18 protein-coding genes and 1 tRNA gene are annotated in these 15,936 nt (G+C 52.6%); 4 read left to right on the plus strand and 15 right to left on the minus strand.

What is annotated here, in order from left to right; all coding sequences use genetic code 11:
* Positions 1-57 precede the first annotated feature (57 nt).
* From AB7C91_RS06955 to cobT, 8 genes are all read right to left on the minus strand, one after another.
* On the minus strand, positions 58-420 hold the full coding sequence (locus AB7C91_RS06955; RefSeq protein ID WP_332447189.1) for a TraR/DksA family transcriptional regulator: 363 nt from the start codon (positions 418-420) through the stop codon (positions 58-60).
* Between the two features lie 256 nt (positions 421-676).
* Positions 677-1,558 carry an S-adenosyl-l-methionine hydroxide adenosyltransferase family protein gene (locus AB7C91_RS06960; RefSeq protein ID WP_332447188.1) on the minus strand — a complete coding sequence of 294 codons (882 nt, stop codon included), beginning with the start codon at positions 1,556-1,558 and terminating at the stop codon, positions 677-679.
* Positions 1,536-1,760 (minus strand): hypothetical protein, encoded by a 225-nt coding sequence (locus AB7C91_RS06965; RefSeq protein ID WP_428590129.1) that lies wholly within the window; start codon positions 1,758-1,760, stop codon positions 1,536-1,538. The genes AB7C91_RS06960 and AB7C91_RS06965 overlap by 23 nt, the downstream gene beginning before the upstream one ends.
* On the minus strand, positions 1,757-2,362 hold the full coding sequence (gene thrH, locus AB7C91_RS06970) for a bifunctional phosphoserine phosphatase/homoserine phosphotransferase ThrH (RefSeq protein ID WP_332447186.1): 606 nt from the start codon (positions 2,360-2,362) through the stop codon (positions 1,757-1,759). Before thrH ends, AB7C91_RS06965 begins: the two co-directional genes overlap by 4 nt.
* A 49-nt stretch (positions 2,363-2,411) precedes the next feature.
* Positions 2,412-3,146: an adenosylcobinamide-GDP ribazoletransferase gene (cobS, locus tag AB7C91_RS06975; RefSeq protein ID WP_428590132.1), complete on the minus strand. Its 735-nt coding sequence runs from the start codon at positions 3,144-3,146 to the stop codon at positions 2,412-2,414.
* Positions 3,143-3,727 (minus strand): bifunctional adenosylcobinamide kinase/adenosylcobinamide-phosphate guanylyltransferase, encoded by a 585-nt coding sequence (gene cobU / locus AB7C91_RS06980; protein WP_428590135.1) that lies wholly within the window; start codon positions 3,725-3,727, stop codon positions 3,143-3,145. Before cobU ends, cobS begins: the two co-directional genes overlap by 4 nt.
* Positions 3,714-4,544, minus strand: a complete 831-nt coding sequence (gene cbiR, locus AB7C91_RS06985; protein WP_332447183.1) for a cobamide remodeling phosphodiesterase CbiR — start codon at positions 4,542-4,544, stop codon at positions 3,714-3,716. Before cbiR ends, cobU begins: the two co-directional genes overlap by 14 nt.
* Complete coding sequence (cobT, locus tag AB7C91_RS06990) at positions 4,541-5,587, minus strand: nicotinate-nucleotide--dimethylbenzimidazole phosphoribosyltransferase (protein WP_332447182.1); 1,047 nt, start codon at positions 5,585-5,587, stop codon at positions 4,541-4,543. The genes cbiR and cobT overlap by 4 nt, the downstream gene beginning before the upstream one ends.
* 59 nt (positions 5,588-5,646) lie before the next feature.
* Here cobT and AB7C91_RS06995 point away from each other — a divergent pair, with 59 nt between their 5' ends.
* Positions 5,647-6,552 (plus strand): DMT family transporter, encoded by a 906-nt coding sequence (locus AB7C91_RS06995; protein ID WP_332447181.1) that lies wholly within the window; start codon positions 5,647-5,649, stop codon positions 6,550-6,552.
* Here the strand turns inward: AB7C91_RS06995 and AB7C91_RS07000 are convergent.
* Both AB7C91_RS07000 and AB7C91_RS07005 read right to left on the minus strand, forming a co-directional pair.
* Positions 6,542-7,426 carry a DNA repair protein gene (locus AB7C91_RS07000; RefSeq protein WP_332447180.1) on the minus strand — a complete coding sequence of 295 codons (885 nt, stop codon included), beginning with the start codon at positions 7,424-7,426 and terminating at the stop codon, positions 6,542-6,544. The genes AB7C91_RS06995 and AB7C91_RS07000 overlap by 11 nt on opposite strands.
* Positions 7,423-8,655 (minus strand): AI-2E family transporter, encoded by a 1,233-nt coding sequence (locus AB7C91_RS07005; protein WP_332447179.1) that lies wholly within the window; start codon positions 8,653-8,655, stop codon positions 7,423-7,425. The genes AB7C91_RS07000 and AB7C91_RS07005 overlap by 4 nt, the downstream gene beginning before the upstream one ends.
* Before the next feature lie 55 nt (positions 8,656-8,710).
* Between AB7C91_RS07005 and AB7C91_RS07010 the strand changes: the two genes are divergently transcribed.
* Genes AB7C91_RS07010 through AB7C91_RS07020 form a run of 3 tightly spaced genes read left to right on the plus strand, consistent with a single transcriptional unit; the run spans position 8,711 to position 11,408 of the window.
* Positions 8,711-9,454, plus strand: coding sequence for an RNA methyltransferase (locus AB7C91_RS07010; RefSeq protein ID WP_428590141.1), 744 nt, complete (start codon positions 8,711-8,713; stop codon positions 9,452-9,454).
* Positions 9,447-10,262 (plus strand): glycerophosphodiester phosphodiesterase, encoded by an 816-nt coding sequence (locus tag AB7C91_RS07015; protein WP_428590144.1) that lies wholly within the window; start codon positions 9,447-9,449, stop codon positions 10,260-10,262. Before AB7C91_RS07010 ends, AB7C91_RS07015 begins: the two co-directional genes overlap by 8 nt.
* A gap of 36 nt (positions 10,263-10,298) precedes the next feature.
* Entirely contained in the window at positions 10,299-11,408 is a 1,110-nt protein-coding gene (locus tag AB7C91_RS07020; RefSeq protein ID WP_332447176.1) for a DUF362 domain-containing protein, read from the plus strand.
* 58 nt (positions 11,409-11,466) lie between these two features.
* Here the strand turns inward: AB7C91_RS07020 and nagB are convergent, their stop codons facing one another.
* The 5 genes from nagB to phnE all read right to left on the minus strand — a co-directional run bounded on the left by nagB (position 11,467) and on the right by phnE (position 15,930).
* Complete coding sequence (nagB, locus tag AB7C91_RS07025) at positions 11,467-12,279, minus strand: glucosamine-6-phosphate deaminase (protein WP_332447175.1); 813 nt, start codon at positions 12,277-12,279, stop codon at positions 11,467-11,469.
* Between the two features lie 52 nt (positions 12,280-12,331).
* On the minus strand, positions 12,332-13,402 hold the full coding sequence (gene mnmA, locus AB7C91_RS07030) for a tRNA 2-thiouridine(34) synthase MnmA (protein ID WP_332447174.1): 1,071 nt from the start codon (positions 13,400-13,402) through the stop codon (positions 12,332-12,334).
* Positions 13,403-13,477: 75 nt separating this feature from the next.
* A tRNA-Asp gene (locus AB7C91_RS07035) sits at positions 13,478-13,551 on the minus strand.
* Positions 13,552-13,588: 37 nt separating this feature from the next.
* On the minus strand, positions 13,589-15,118 hold the full coding sequence (locus tag AB7C91_RS07040; RefSeq protein ID WP_428590148.1) for a bifunctional metallophosphatase/5'-nucleotidase: 1,530 nt from the start codon (positions 15,116-15,118) through the stop codon (positions 13,589-13,591).
* Positions 15,119-15,120: 2 nt separating this feature from the next.
* On the minus strand, positions 15,121-15,930 hold the full coding sequence (phnE, locus tag AB7C91_RS07045; RefSeq protein WP_428590151.1) for a phosphonate ABC transporter, permease protein PhnE: 810 nt from the start codon (positions 15,928-15,930) through the stop codon (positions 15,121-15,123).
* Positions 15,931-15,936 lie beyond the last annotated feature (6 nt).

Below are 15,936 nucleotides of genomic sequence, written 5' to 3' on the forward strand. Positions count from 1 at the left end.
AGCAGAACAGACAGCCCCTATAAGCTGTCTGTTCCGTATGTTTCGTGGGTATTACTGTCAGTGTCTGCTGCCCGGTGCCTCTTCAGCGTTCTTGCAATCGACACACAACACTGCATAGGGGATTGCCCGGAGTCGTTCCTCGGGAATCTTTTTCTGACATTTCAGACAATGACCGTACTTGCCGTTGTGAATACGCGCAAGAGCATTCTCGATGGACCTGAGACGATTCGCCTCATGCTTGTTGATCGCTTCCATCTTCTTGAAGGCTATGTCATCCGCCGCTACATCGATGCTGTCCTTGATCCCCATGGCGTTCACCATCTCACGAAAGTCGCTGTTATCCTCGCTCAACTTGTCAAGCAATTCCTTTCGCATGGCAATAAGTTGCTCTTCCATTTCCAGTACAAACGTGTCGGACACTCTATGCCTCCTACAAAGACCGTTTGGTCGGCCCTTGGATTTTTATCAATATAAGATGAGGATAACCAGACCATCTGTCAAGCTGTCAACCTCACTTTTTCATTTCTCCTTGATGCTTTGTCCTAGAATGAATGGCAAAACATTACTTTCCTGGCGAAGTACAAATACCAATGCGTTCAGAGCAACAATCCGACATCCTCCGAACCCGGAACTTTCCGTCGGTCAGGGAAGAAAACCGAAGCGGATGTACCGTCCATCATAGCACGGAAAAACTGATTTTCCAGCCTTCACCGGTTCCGATCCCATAGGTTGCTGCGAAACTGCCTTGATTCAGGGCAAGTGCCAGATTGAAAAGACTATTCACATAAATCAAGGGCCTACCCTTCTCAACCTCCGTGAAAGCCTTGCACAGCGGAAGGTGATACCCGTAGACGATTCTTCCATCCTTGGAAATGATGACCTCAAGTTCTGCACCATAGCCGACACCCAACTTCCCCAGGAAATCCGAATGGATGTTGGTCCACAACGAACCATACCTGCTATCGAGGATGTCAATGGAGCCGACAAGCGAAGCGCCCTCCATGCGGGCTCTTTCAATCCTGAGTTTCACCAGCTTGGCAAGTGGGGAACCGACTTCTTCGAATTCCAAGGTACCGGCGGCAAGCCGGGCTCCTGTATATGCATAGACATCACGTCCGAAGAAGGTGTGACTGTTCTGACTTCCTTCCAATCGATGCACCGCCACATCGATGGTTCTCACCTCCAGAAGCCCGATCCGGTCGGCGACATGCGTCAAGGTCCCGTTGTCCGGGGTAACGATGAGATGGGCGCTTTCGGTGAGCGCGACGATGCTCTTGCGGTCCGAGCCGACCCCGGGGTCGACCACACAGACAAACACCGTTCCACCGGCCCAGTACGGCAATGCCTGCACCAGACGATAGGAAGCTTCCCAGATATTGAATTGCGGCACATCATGGGTCAAATCTTCCAGACGAAGCATGTTTGATACGCCGTTGGCTACGCCATGCATTGCGCTCACTGCTCCATCGGCGGTTCCAAAGTCACTGAGAAATACTACTGTTTTCCGATCCTTCCAAGCCTTTTCGCCCAACAGCTCATTGATCTTCCGGCTTTTCATGTTCGTTCTCCCGCTTTTTCACCTGCCGGTCAAATACGACGGCAGTTCGAATCAGCAACACGGACAGTACCACTGTGGCCAATCCTACCATGAGCGGGAGAAGAAAAGAACCCTGGTATATGGTTGCAAGCAGGGTGAAGCCGACCAGCAGGGACAGAACGATGAGGGAGGCTAAAAATGTCAAGGACGGAGATTTTTTCATTGTCCGAGGAACCTCTCTATGACAGCAAGGAATGCATCGTAGGTTTCAACAAGAGGGAGATCAGGGTACTCTGAGAGGATGTTTCTCGGAGCTCGGAACAGGCACCCCCCGTCAGCCTCCTTGATCATCGTCAAGTCATTGTAGGAATCGCCTGCCGCAAAGGTTCGGTAGTTGAGATTCCTTAGGGCCTGGATCGCCTTGCGTTTGCCGTCGTGCAGGCGCATCCGATGGCTGATGATCATCTGCTTCTCATCGACCACAAGGTCATTGCACCAGATCATCGGCCAACCAAGTTGGCGCATCAACGGCTGGGCGAATTCGGTGAAGGTGTCACTAAGAATGACCACCTGGGTCTTGGAGCGCAACCGGTCCAGGAATTGGAGTGCACCTTCCATCGGCCCCATGCTGGCGATGACCGACTGGATGTCGCGAAGGGAGAGCTCATGCTCCTTCAGGATCTTGATCCGGTTTGCCATCAGCTTGTCGTAATCGGGTTCTTCCCGGGTGGTGATCCGCAGCTCCTCGATACCGGTACGCTCCGCCACATTGATCCAGATTTCAGGAACAAGCACCCCTTCCATATCAAGACACACAATATCCATCACCCTACCTCCGCTTCCTATGAAGCGTAGTATGACAACTGAAGGCCTGTCATGCAAGAGGGAGCAGGAAACCAAGCAAAGCGGCAGTTTCGGATAGGACCTCCACTGCGCCCAACACATCGCCGGTCACTCCGCCCAAACGCTTTCGGGCGATATGCAAAACCATCAAGGTCGTGATGAACGAAATCGCAAACGAGCTCAGCGAAGCCAACCAGAGCCGATGGTCGATTGCCAATGCAAGCAAAGCCAGTAAGAGGAGCATCTGCAGAGAGGGAAACAGGATATGACGTTTTTTTGCACCTCTCACCAATGCGGAAGCCGTTCCCTCCCCTTCTCTGGCATAGGGAAGAAACGAAGCGGCAAGCACCTGCATATACCGCCCGAACACCGGGGCCAGTACCACGACGAGGGGAAAGCGTACCAACATCAACAAGCAGGAATACTGCATCAACAAGGTAATGGTCACGGTAATGACGGCAAATGCTCCGCTATGGCTGTCCTTCATGATGGCCAATGCACGTTCCTTCGTCCACCCACCTCCCAAGCCATCGGCGAAATCCGCAAGCCCATCCCAGTGAAAGCCACGGGTAAGATAGGCACCGAGGGCAATTACCAGTACCGAACGAACTGGGGTGGGAAGAGGAAGGAGACAGACCAACCATGAAAAAAAACCCAACAGCGCTCCGACCAAGGGGAACCAGAACAACAGGCGCTCCTCATTGAGCAGTTTTTTTGCAGGAAGGGGGAACCGGGTCAAGGTCCTCAATGCATCACCAAGGCTCATAACAGGGACCCCTTCAAGGCAAGAGGCAGGCCCGCCACCAGCAGGATGACCGTATCGGCTATGCGTGCAATATCCTGGTTCATCCACCCCGCCACATCCCTGAACGCCCGGCTTTGCGCATCGGCAGGAATAAGGCCGAGTCCGGTTTCGTTGGTCACCAAGAGGAGCTCGCAAGGGGGATGCTCCAACACCGCATACAATGCCGACTGCTCTGCAAACCGACCATTGGGAATACCTGCATGATAGAACAAATTCCCCAACCAAACGGTAAGACAGTCGATGACGCAGACCTCCACCGAAGCCGGAAGAGCTTCGATCGCTTGAGCCAGTTGCAACGGCTCCTCTCTGGTCAGGAACCGACCGGCACGATCATCCTGATGGGCCTTGATCCGTGCTTTCATCTCTTCGTCCATGGGCTCGGCAGTAGCGATATACGCCCGTTTCTGTTGTGCATCGACGATACCAAGGGCATATTGCTGCGCATAGGAGCTTTTCCCGCTGCGTCCCCCTCCGATGATCAGACTCACCCTTGGTTTGATCCCGGTACGAGCCGATCGGCTTGCCTGTTCAACGCTTTCCATCAAATCCTCCCTGAGCTTTGTTCATCTTACCATATCTGTTCCCCAGAAAGGAGGTTGAGGATTCGAATGCTTGTGGGGAAAACACCTCCAAGGTAAGTACGCGCTGCTTTCGGTCACATGCAGTTTGATGTTCCAACGCTGCAAGAAAACGTTCGATGTGTTCTGCGTTCCCTTCTGAGAGCCCGAGATGGTCATGACCTTCGGCAACCCCATGCAGGTGGCAGATACGCGCCTGGGGAAGCAAGGCGCAAGCCTCTGCATCAGCATCATAGCCCATCAGCCAGATGTGCCCGATATCAAGGGTGACCGAGAGGTTGTAGCGTGCAACCAGCGGTTGGACCAACGCGAAGGGATAACTGAGCGACTCCACACACACCAAGGAGGAGGGAACGGAAATCCTATTGAACAAGGCATCAAGACTCCGGTCCAAGGAATCAAGCCAACGAGGGACATTTTCAGCAGGCTGCCCTCCGTATTGTTCCGGCGTAAGATGGAGGACATACCCAAAAGGAGAGAGCGGCTCGCTCAAGTCAATGATACGGTCGATGACATCAACAAAATGACGACGTGCCTGCGTGTTTGCAACACCAGGATGGATGTCCAGGGGAAAATGAATGGTATAGGTCAGCGCATGTTCGCGTCCGATATCCTGCAAAGCCTGGACCGTCTGCTTGGAAGGAAGGTTGCTCATCCCCTCACTTTCGAACAACACCAATTCCACGTCATCGACCAAGGGAGCCAGATAGCGGATGTTCGGAAGGATGTCATCAGGAAGGATGTAACTGGTTGTACCGATGCGGATGAGTTTGTTCTTCATACCAGCCCCAATTCGGATAACAAGTGCGTACTGTCTGTGACGTTTGCATCACAGAAACTGGTCATCTGAAAAAGCAGGCGGCTTGCAAGACGCACCAACGGCCATGCGGCCAAAGCACCGGTACCCTCTCCGAGTTGCATCGACAGATCAAGAAGGGGTGCATCAAGCCCGATGGCATCCAGTATGGCCTGATGACCCTGCATTCCTGATCGGTGGCAGGGGATCAAATAATCAGTGATTGCATGATCCAGGTGAAAGGCTGCCAAGGCAGCACTGGTTACGACGAATCCATCCAAAAGAATGGGAAGTGAACGTTCTGATGCCTCCAGCATCGCCCCGGCAATCGCAGCAATCTCATACCCGCCCAGATTGCACAGTACCGAGACTGCATCCCGGCTTGGGTGGAGGGCCAATCCCCGCTCGATGACCTCGACCTTATGCTTGAGCTCTGCATCACTCAGACCGGAACCTTTTCCGGTCAGGCACCGGACCGGTTGGCCGGTCAAAGCAGCAGCTACAGCCGAGGCACTGGTTGTATTTCCCACCCCCATTTCACCGAAGGCCACCACATCACAGCCGTCCTCTACGGCTTTCCCTACCGATCGTCGACCGGCTTCCATCGCCTTGCGACAGGCTGACAAATCCATTGCCGTGCCTTCAAGGAAATTACGGGTCCCGAATCCCACCTTTTCATCAAGGACGCCATCGAAGGGTGAGAACTGATGGTTCACCCCTACATCGATGACCGAGAGGGTTGCACCGTTGAGCGAAGCAAACAGGGAACAGGCCCCACCACCTCGGGCAAAATTCAGGCATTGTTGATAGGTTATTTCCTGGGGGCTGTGCGTCACCCCTTCCTTGATCACCCCATGGTCACCGGCAAAGAGCAAGAGAGACAAGGAGGAAAATGGAACCTCCTTGATCATGGCGAGGTGCAAGGCAAGTTCGGAAAGCCTGCCCAGACTATTCGGGGGCATGGCTTTATCCAACAGCAAGCGTCGTAATGCAGGCAAACGACTACGGTCCAGCGGGTGTATCGACATGCACCCATTGTAGGAAGGTTGTACTGGCATGACAAGGCACAAACGGATACAATGACTTCATGAACCTTGCATTCTATCTTTTTTTGGATGCGCTTACCGGTATGATCATCTCGATCATGGTGGTGGCGAACACCCTGTTGGGGCAGGCTACCACCATGGGAGTCTCCTTGTTGGTCAACCACGTCATTGGATTGAGCATCCTCACCCTTGTCCTGTTGGGAGGCAGAAAATCCGAGGCGATCAGGGGACCGGGAAAACAAGCCCCCTGGTATTTGTATTTCAATGGGTTGTTCGGTCTGGCCATCCTCAATTTGAATTACTACACCGTCATCAATACCGGAGCATCGCTTGCCATGGCTTCAACGGTGTTCGGCCAGAGCTTCAGTTCGCTGCTGTTCGACCTGACCGGGTGGATGGGCATGCAGAAGCGGACGCTGAACAAGAAAAAAGTGCTCAGCCTCATCGTCAGCGGAATCGGTATCATCATCATGGCAACCAGCGGAAACAACCATTTTGCAGTATTCTTCGTGTTGCTTGGGGTATTGGCCGGTGCACTGACCATGACCCAGATGGTGCTGAACAGTACGTTCGCCTCCTACAAAGGACCGATCAGAGCATCACAACAGAACTTCATCTCAGGATTCTGCGGAGGACTCTTGTTCTATTTCCTTTTCCAACGGCAGGAAACCTTGGCTGGCTTCTCCCAGCTTCCCTCCATTTCCCCCCTTTTGATTCTCAGCGGAGGTATGCTGGCGGTTTTCGTGGTGGTCAGCACCAGCTATGTAATCATCAAGATCCCGGCCATCTACTCTGCTCTGCTGCTCAGTTCTGCACAAATCCTGATGAGTCTGGTACTGGATGTGTTGTTCTTCGATTCATTCTCGGTTGCATTGCTCATCGGAGCAATCCTGATGCTCCTCGGTATGGCGGGAAATCTTGCAGCCGATAAAAAGGCTACTCCCTAGGGATACGGTAGACTCCATCCGTTTCCTGCACAAAACCTTCGGTGCAAAGCTGGGAAAGGCAATATTCGATGCGTTCTCCCGTAAAATGGGCAAGGATGCGCATCAGCTCGTCGCTCGACTTCGCACCGGTGTCGGAGAGCAGATGAATGATCTGTCCCCTCAACTGTCGGTTCGACTGCTCGAAACGACCTTGCTTGGCGTAATGGGCGCTTCGTACATTTGCATTGGGCAGCAACTGCTTCAGTAACACCCCGTAGTCCATCAAGGCATAGTACCACTGCCGGTAGTCATCCACCCCCTCGAGCAGGAGGGCAAGCAACGATTCCAATTCCTTGTCCTTCACCTGTTCTCGGTCACTGAAAAAACACGTCAACAGGACACGCCTGATATTGGTTTCCAGATAGATGGCTTGTTTCTGGTAGGAGAAGGCCAGAATGGCCGCACTGGTCGACTTCCCCACCCCGGGAAGCGAAGCAATAAGCTCGGGATCAGACGGGATGGTCCATCCCCAAGCTTCGGTCATCTTGGCACTCTTTCTCAGGTTCAATGCCCTCCGGTTGTAGCCAAGTCCCTTCCAATGAAACAACAGTTCATCCAACGGGGCACCTGCCAGATCCCTGAAAGTCGGCCATAGGGAAAGGAACAATGCATACTTTGGAGCAACCCGATTGGTCTGGGTCTGCTGGAGCATGACCTCCGAGAGGAGGATGTGATAGGGGTCGTTCGTTTCCCGCCAGGCAAATTTACGTCCGTACCGTGCATAGAAATTCAGGATCCTTGTCCTAAAGTCTTGCAGGGAAGCAGGATCGACTGTGAAAGGAGGCCAAAGATACGAGGAAGCTTCTTCTGCGGACAGCTGGGGAAACGATGTCATTTCTTGTCGCCGAAGTTCTCAGGGAGGATGAAATCGCCCTTATGATAATCCTGCGTCGCCTCGGCATCCTCTGCTTCAGCCATATGCTGGGCGGAAGGGTGTTCCCCACGTTTGAGCTTTTCCTGCTTACGCAGATACCGCTCCAAGGCGCGTTGCTTGGTTGTTTCCCGTTGATAACTCTTCCCGCTGCTGATGAGAATGGCAATGGGCCTGAGACTTTTGATATTCGCACACAGAATCTGCAACACACTGGTCAAGGGAACAGAGATGAACATGCCCGGGAGGCCCCAGATGTATCCCCAGAGCGATAGGGAAACCAGGATGACGAACGGCGAAAGATTGAGCTGACCACCTTGCAGGCGTGGATCAATGATGTTCCCCAGAATCATCTGGGTGCTGATCGTAAGAATCGCCACATACATGACATTCGTCCAATCGGGGGCGAATTGAATCAAGGCCATGAGAATGGTCAGCGTCGTAATGATGACTGATCCGATGCTTGGGATGAAATTGAAAATGAAGGCCAGCACTCCCCAGAGGGCGGGAAGATCCAACCCGGTGACCACTGCAGTCAGGAAGAAGAACACACCGGTCAACGCACTGATCACTGCCTTGAGCAGCAGATATTTGGAAATCTGCCGGGTAATGCGTTCAAACATCACGGCAATCTTCATTCCTTTGCTCTTGGGAACCGCTGCAAGCAATTTTGGTATGACACTCTGGCGTTCCAACAGGAGGAAGAGGAAGAAAATGTAGACCAGCATGGCCACCTTGGTGATGGAAAGGAATTTATTGGAAACGGAAGTCAGGCTGCTGATCGCCAGACTGGACCAATTCACGGGAAGAACCGAGAGGAAGGATGTCCCAGCAGGAATCTCAACAAAGGTTGAGATACGCGAGGAAAGCAACCGGTCCAAGGAGGCCACCTTCTCGGCATAGAAAGGGATCAGGCGCACCAAAGTATCGGCGGTCATGATCACAAACCACCCGGCAGCCACGAAGATGAAAAGCAAAAGCGCCATGACGAACGTCACTGAGATGAGCTTGGGAATATGGAATTTATCCAGACGACGCAACAGAGGATTGAACAACAGAAAGCAGAAAAAGGAGAGCACCAAGGGAATCATCACATCCTTGGAGAGCTTCAATGCTCCCAATACTGCCAAGGAAACCAAAACACCAAGGAAAATCTGTGAATATCTGGTACTGCTGGACTGAGTTTCTGCCATGGGACAACTATAGACCAGCTTGGAAAAAGCTTCAATATCTGATACTACTGGAACCATGGATCAACAAGCCAATCTAGAACGGATTCAAATAGTACTGGTGGATACGCAGGACGGGGCCAACATAGGCTCTACATGCAGGGCGATGAAAACCATGGGGATAACCCGTCTGGTCTTGGTGGGGGACCGGACGTATGATGAAAACCGGGTGCGAACACTTGCTTTACATGCCCGCGATGTCTGGGAAAACGCCAAACGATATCTGACGCTCAAGGAGGCCTTGGCTGACAGCGTGCTGTCGGTTGCAGCAACCAGAAGACGGGGGAAATTCCGAAAACAGAGTTCGCTGCATCCCAGTCAACTGGCACAAACCATCCAGACAACTGGAGATGGATTGGTGAGCATTGTATTCGGTCGGGAATCGGATGGACTTACCGATGATGAAGTCGCCACCTGTGCACAGGTGGTTACCATTCCTACCAGCGACAAATTCCCTTCCCTCAATCTCTCCCAAGCCGTCCAGATCATCACCTACACCTTGTTCGATACACTCAAGCCGTATCCCGTACAAGCGAATCCGGTGACGCAACAACGATGTGAGACAGCTGCCTTGAAAGCGAGCGACGCCTTGGATGGCATCGGGTATTTCAAACTCGATCAGGAGAAACTCTGGACCTTCCGCTTTCTCAGGGATGTATTCGTCCGTTCAGCCCTGACGGAAAGCGAACTGCAAAAAATGGAAAAAGTGTTTGTAAAAATGGCCAGGATCAAGGCCCATAAGGAGTTGGAAAGCGATGTTTAAGTCCTTCTTCGATCCCATGCCCCGGGTGGTTGCACACCGCGGCGACAGCGCCCACTTTCCGGAAAACACTCTCCCTGCGTTCGAAAGCGCCTGCACCATGGGGGTGGATGTCATCGAAACCGATGTACACCTCAGCAAGGATGGGGTGCTGGTCATCTGGCATGACCCGACGCTCGAGCGAAACACCAACGGCAAGGGAAGCATCGAGGAGCATACCCTTTCCGAGTTGAAGACACTCGATGCCGGCTATACATTCACTACCGACGGGGGAAAGACCTTTCCTTTCCGCGGCAAGGGAGTACAGCTGTGCACGTTGGAGGAAGCGCTGCAACGATGCCCTGCCCAATGCTTCAATGTGGACCTGAAAAGCAAAAACCCTGCCATCGTCGATGCATTCATCCAGGTGATCAAAGCCGAACATGCCACCCGCCGAGTAGTGGCAGCCTCGTTCCATCTCTCCAATCTGAAACTTTTGAGAAAGAAGGAACCGCAGATTCAGACCAGCATCACCACGCTGGAAGTGCTTGCCCTCCTTGCCCTGCAGAAACTGCACGTGCTTCCGGCACGGCAAACCAAACGAAGCAGTGTCATTTTCCAGATTCCGGTCCGTCAATGGGGAATCGAAGTGGTAAGCCCTGCATTCGTGCGTCTCATGCATGCACGAAAAGCCATCATCCAGGTGTGGACGATCAACGATGAGCAGGAGATGCGTCGGTTGTTTACCATGGGGGTCGACTCGGTGATGACCGACAAGCCCGCCTTGGCCATCAAGGTTGCCGAAGAACTCGGACTACGAACAAAGTCATAATCCAATAGACAACGAGAAGAAGGAGAAGAGATAATTTTGGAAGCATCCAACGTGTATTACACGAATCTACGCTGTTTCAACGGGGATTCCCGTCTGGATAAACTCGAGCGACTCATCAAGCGGGCTGGCATTGAATCCATCGATTTCAAAAACAAGTTCACCGCCATCAAGATGCATTTCGGGGAACCGGGGAATCTTGCATTCCTCAGACCGAACTATGCGGCCACGGTGGTGGATATCGTCAAGGAGCTGGGAGGACGTCCCTTCCTGACCGATTGCAATACGTTGTACGTAGGCGGACGAAAACACGCTTTGGATCATCTGGACAGTGCATACCGCAATGGGTTCATGCCCTATGCCACCGGTTGCCATGTGATCATCGCCGATGGTCTGAAGGGTACCGATGAGGTGCTGGTCCCCGTTCACAACGGGGAATATGTCAAGGAAGCCAAGGTGGGACGTGCCCTCATGGATGCCGACATCCTCATCAGCCTGACCCATTTCAAAGGCCATGAAGCCACGGGTTTCGGGGGAGCTTTGAAGAACATAGGTATGGGAGGCGGTTCGCGTGCAGGCAAGATGGAGATGCATTGCGACGGCAAGCCCCAGGTCGATCAGGAGCTGTGCATCGGCTGCTCCAACTGTGTCGATATCTGCGCGCATGACGCCCCGCATATCACCGACGGGCTGTCGTGGATCAACCAGGATGCCTGTGTGGGGTGCGGACGATGCATCGGGGTATGCCCCACGGATGCTATTTCCAACAATGACAGCAGTTCCAATGACAAACTGAATTGCAAGGTAGCCGAGTACACCCAAGCAATCTGCCAAGGACGGCCCACATTTCACATCAGCATTGTCATCGAAGTCTCTCCGAACTGCGACTGCCATAGTGAGAATGATGCAGCCATCGTACCGGATGTTGGTTTCTTCGCCTCGTTCGATCCCGTAGCCTTGGACCAAGCCTGTGTCGATGCTGTGAACAAGATGCCCATCATTCCTTCGGCTAAACTCGGCGATGCAGCTTGCACCCATCATGACCATCTGATGGACAGTCATCCGACCACTGACTGGCGGGTGGGATTGCAGCATGCAGAGAAACTGGGGTTGGGTACGACCAACTACAAGTTGATCGAAGTACAGTAGACGAAAGAGCAGAAAAGACCGGCTCGGAAATCCGAGCCGGTTTCAATTGGAAGCTTGATTACTGCAACATGGCAGCCACCCCAAGGTTGCTGCCTTCAATATCCTTGAAGTATTTGTAGGTATCGACCTTCAGTTCGCCACAGGCTGCCTCGTCACATACGATGATGGCCTTCGGATGCAACTGCAGTGCACTGCAGGTCCAACTCTGGCTCACGCCACCCTCGATGGTCGCCTGCAAGGCCCTGGCTTTTGCATGCCCGTTCACCAGCACCATCACCTCGCGGCTGTCCGTCACCGTCTTTACCCCGACAGTCAATGCCTGGGAAGGAACCTTGTTCAGGTCGTAATCGAAGAACCGACTGTTCATGACCTTGGTATCATAGGTCAGGCTTTTCACGCGGGTTCTGCTGTTCAAACTGGAAAAGGGTTCATTGAAGGCAATGTGTCCATCCGATCCGATACCACCCAAGAAGAGCTCGATCCCGCCGTAGGATGCAATCGCCTGTTCATACGCTGCGCATTCGCCCTGCAGATCATCGGCCATACCGTTGAGGATGTGCACGTTTTCCGCCTTGATGTCGATGTGGTCGAAGAAATTCTTCCACATGAACGTGTAATAGCTCTGCTCGTGATCACGCTGAAGGCCCACATACTCATCCATGTTGAAGGTGACGACATCTGCGAAGGATACGTAGCCCTCCTTGTTGAGTCTGATCAACTCGGCATAGGTCCCCAATGGGGAAGAACCGGTGGGAAGCCCTAGGACAAACGGGCGATCCTTGCTCGGATTGAAGGCTTTGATGCGGTTGGCAATATATCGTGCCGCCCAAAGGGACAGGTTCTCGTAATCGTTTTGAATGATGACTCGCATTGCTCTCTCCTTGTCGTTCCATCATAAACGGAAAGACGCAAGTCTACAACAGCTAACGAACCTGCTCGATGATCCCCCCGCAAAGAATCCTCTCGTTTTCATAGAGAACCAAAGATTGTCCCGAGGTGGCGGCTTTCACCCCGGCGGGAAACACGGCGGTGATGGATCCATCCTCGTTCTGGAATGCAGTGGCTTCACTGGGAAGACCGGTCGAGCGAATCTTTGCTTGTACGGAACGTTCTCCCTCAAGATGATCGACAGCCGACCACACCACATCCGAGGCAGTCACCGTGGTCTGCAGGGTATCCTCAACAAACCCCACGACAACCTCATTGGTGTCTGCTCTGAGTTCCAGCACATACAGCGGACGTTCAGCTGCGATTCCCAATCCTTTGCGTTGTCCGATGGTGTAGTGCCAGATACCTGCATGCTCGCCGAGCACTTCCCCTGCTTGGTTGACGATCTTGCCTTTCCGATCCTCTATCTCCAATAAGTCGGTATAGGAACCATCATAGAAATCCTGGCTCTCTTCCTGATACACAGCATGGAAACCTTGTTCGACATCAATGGCACGAACCTGCTGCTTGGTCATTTCTCCCAGCGGGAAAAGCGTACCGGCAAGCTGCTCCTGATTCAGGCGATAGAGGAAATACGACTGGTCTTTTTTCCGGTCAACCGCCCTCGCGATCGAATAGCGTCCCTGCTGTTCCACAATCCGTGCATAATGGCCGGTAGCAAATTTGTCGAACTCCAGCCCGCTCTGCCGTGCATACTCGACCATCGCCCCGAATTTGATCTTTGCATTGCACCATACACAGGGGTTGGGCGTCCTGCCATCCATATACTCGGATTTGAAATTTGCCAATACCACATCCTCGAACACATCACTGAGTTCCAGCACTTGATGCGGAATCCCGATTTTCTCACAAATCTTTTGGATGGCAAGGATATCCTCACGCTTATCGGGTGCAAAGCAACTGGTGGAATGCTCAGGGCGTACCAGATGGGCACGTTTGCTCCAGATGGTCATGGTGACACCCATCACATCATGTCCCATTTGTTTGAGCAGATATGCCGCCACGGAGGAATCGATGCCTCCACTCATTCCAACCAATACCTTCATCACCCCTCCCGAATACGTGCAATTTACGTGCAATAACAATGAAACCGTCTTGGAATCCAAGACGGTTTCAACAAGCGAGAGTGACGGGACTCGAACCCGCGATCTACGGCGTGACAGGCCGTCGCGATAACCAGCTTCGCTACACCCTCGTAGCAAGTAGGAAGCTACACTATCCAATTAGTTTTGTCAACAACCCTTGCTGGAATTTGTCAGTTTTTCAGCGAAGACCCGAAAGTTGGAAGCAGGGGGAATGGCGACGCGCTGAGTCTCTTCAAAAGTCTGGAATATCAATGACTGCACCTCAACCTTGTACTGTCTGACAACTGGACAATTTGCAAACCAAGGGTAGCCGCCGGTACCGGTAGCTCGGTAATTGTTCATCACCAAGGCCAAGGTACGGTCGGCCTCGGAAAGCAAGTCAAACTGCTTGTAACGCAACCTCACCACCCGCTCACCCACTTTTTTGCCCACATCAAACCAGTACTCCAGGTTTTGGTAATAGTCATAGTTGTAATGCTCAACCTTGGGATGCAGGAATCGATCGCTGATGACGATCGACCCTTCCTTCAGGGAAAAATACGAAGCACATCGTTCCAAGGCCGATTTCAGAACCGTTGCACGGACCTCGATGACCACCAAGGTATTGGGAAAAGGATAGGCGGCTACCACATCACCTGCTTTCACCACAGGCCCAAGGCTCCGAGGGGCGTTGAACAACGAGACACAGGAAATATCAGCCTTGGTATACTCCAACTGGACCTGATTGAAAAAGTCTGCAAGCCGGGAGCCGTGTATGGCACTTTCCAGTTTGCCGATATCCTCAAATACCTCTTCGGTTTCCCCGATCTTCGTAGCCAGATAGGCGAACACCCTTTCCTGCAGATCCAGATGCATGGTTTTGACCACCTCAAGACTCGGATGGTCATACACCTTCCCTTCCCCTGCCTTGAGGATTCGTGCATCAACACCTTCCTTGGAGCAAGCCAATCGGGCATAGTGGTAGGCATTGCTGCCACATTGCAGCGAAAGGGTCCGGCCTAGGGAAAACGGCTGTACGATGGCGTGCTGATGGGCGGTCAATAACACATCAAATCCTATCTGCGCCAAAGCATCAGAACGATTCTCCTGATAGGCATAAGAAGCGGAAATATCGTCGTATCCGCCATGGTAGACACAAATCGTGTAATCACAATGCAAAGCAACCAGCTGGGCGAAAGCCTTGGCGGCAGACTCCACACTGTCAAGTACGCGAAGGCTTCCCAGATTCCGCTTCTCTTCCCAGACGTTGACAAAATCCGTGACCACCCCGACTACTCCGATTCTTATCCCGTCGCTGCCGACATACAGGTAGTGCGGTGCAATCTGGATTTCACCGCTGGTATCAACAAGATTTGCACAGACCAAGGTTGCATCCAATGCAGAAACGAATCGTTTGAATACAACGTCGGAGAAATTGAAGTCATGATTGCCCGGAACGAAGACTTTCACCCCGGCAGCATTCATGGCTTCGGCTTGGATGAAGAAGGGAAAACCCTGCTTGGAGAGCTCACGCGCTAGCGGAGAACCCTGCAACACATCCCCTCCGTCAATGACCAATGAACCAGGTTCGAAATGTCGGGCAAGTTCAAAATACCCCGCATGGGAGGAACCTTGATGGATGTAATCCGTGTCATACAGATAACTGTGGGTATCACTGGTATAATAAATATCGGCCACACCTACCCCCTGATCAAACGGGTGCGAAGCTTGTTGGAAAACCATTCCACGAAGAGTACAAGGATGATCAACCCGACCAAAATGGCACCGGCGTCACTCCAACGGTAACTGGACATGGCGAAGATCAACGGAGAGCCTATTCCCCCGGCCCCCACCAGCCCAAGTACGGTGGCATCCCTGAGGTTCATGTCAAAGCGATAAATCAACGTGGAAAGAAAGGATGGCATGAGCTGGGCCATGATCCCATACCGAATTTTCTGGAACAAAGTGCATCCGGCGCTGTCCAGGCTTTCAAGAATGCCCTTATCCAAGTCCTCGATGGACTCGATGAACATCTTCGACACCATTCCCACCGAGGTAAGCGACATCGTCAACAAGCCGGCAAACGGTCCCGGCCCGGTCACCATGATGAACATCAATCCATAGACAAAGGCGGGAATCGTACGTACCGCCATGATGAAGATCCTTCCCAGAATCGCAATATATGCAGGCACGATATTGGAAGCCGAAAGGAACGAGAGGGGCACTGCGATCACAGCTCCCACCAAGGTGCCCAGGAAAGCGATGGCCATGGTTTCGAGAAGCAGGTAGGCAACGCCCTTGTCGGTGAAGTTGAACAACAAGGAAGGGTTCGGCGTCACCAAGCCTTTGAAAATGCCCTTTGCAATGGAAAGACCCGAAGATCCTCCGGTATTCGTTTGGATTGCACTCATCGACCATGCAAGGGCGATGCAAACAATCAATGCTGCTGCCAGCTGTTTTCTCCAATACTTCGGCTCGGCCGACAGGGTTTCAGCTACGGTCAATTGCATCATGTT

The organism is Sphaerochaeta sp., assembly GCF_050256055.1.
Classification (GTDB): domain Bacteria; phylum Spirochaetota; class Spirochaetia; order Sphaerochaetales; family Sphaerochaetaceae; genus Sphaerochaeta.

Bases quoted from the DNA above. Each gene is read 5' to 3' on its own strand.
- cbiR (WP_332447183.1), bottom strand. From the start codon at position 4,544: ATGAAGAACAAACTCATCCGCATCGGTACAACCAGTTACATCCTTCCT.
- phnE (WP_428590151.1), bottom strand. From the start codon at position 15,930: ATGCAATTGACCGTAGCTGAAACCCTGTCGGCCGAGCCGAAGTATTGG.
- AB7C91_RS07000 (WP_332447180.1), bottom strand. From the start codon at position 7,426: ATGACATCGTTTCCCCAGCTGTCCGCAGAAGAAGCTTCCTCGTATCTT.
- AB7C91_RS07010 (WP_428590141.1), top strand. From the start codon at position 8,711: ATGGATCAACAAGCCAATCTAGAACGGATTCAAATAGTACTGGTGGAT.
- cobU (WP_428590135.1), bottom strand. From the start codon at position 3,727: ATGGAAAGCGTTGAACAGGCAAGCCGATCGGCTCGTACCGGGATCAAA.
- mnmA (WP_332447174.1), bottom strand. From the start codon at position 13,402: ATGAAGGTATTGGTTGGAATGAGTGGAGGCATCGATTCCTCCGTGGCG.
- AB7C91_RS07005 (WP_332447179.1), bottom strand. From the start codon at position 8,655: ATGGCAGAAACTCAGTCCAGCAGTACCAGATATTCACAGATTTTCCTT.
- AB7C91_RS06960 (WP_332447188.1), bottom strand. From the start codon at position 1,558: ATGAAAAGCCGGAAGATCAATGAGCTGTTGGGCGAAAAGGCTTGGAAG.
- cobT (WP_332447182.1), bottom strand. From the start codon at position 5,587: ATGTCGATACACCCGCTGGACCGTAGTCGTTTGCCTGCATTACGACGC.
- AB7C91_RS07015 (WP_428590144.1), top strand. From the start codon at position 9,447: ATGTTTAAGTCCTTCTTCGATCCCATGCCCCGGGTGGTTGCACACCGC.
- nagB (WP_332447175.1), bottom strand. From the start codon at position 12,279: ATGCGAGTCATCATTCAAAACGATTACGAGAACCTGTCCCTTTGGGCG.
- AB7C91_RS06965 (WP_428590129.1), bottom strand. From the start codon at position 1,760: ATGAAAAAATCTCCGTCCTTGACATTTTTAGCCTCCCTCATCGTTCTG.
- thrH (WP_332447186.1), bottom strand. From the start codon at position 2,362: ATGGATATTGTGTGTCTTGATATGGAAGGGGTGCTTGTTCCTGAAATC.
- AB7C91_RS06995 (WP_332447181.1), top strand. From the start codon at position 5,647: ATGAACCTTGCATTCTATCTTTTTTTGGATGCGCTTACCGGTATGATC.
- cobS (WP_428590132.1), bottom strand. From the start codon at position 3,146: ATGAGCCTTGGTGATGCATTGAGGACCTTGACCCGGTTCCCCCTTCCT.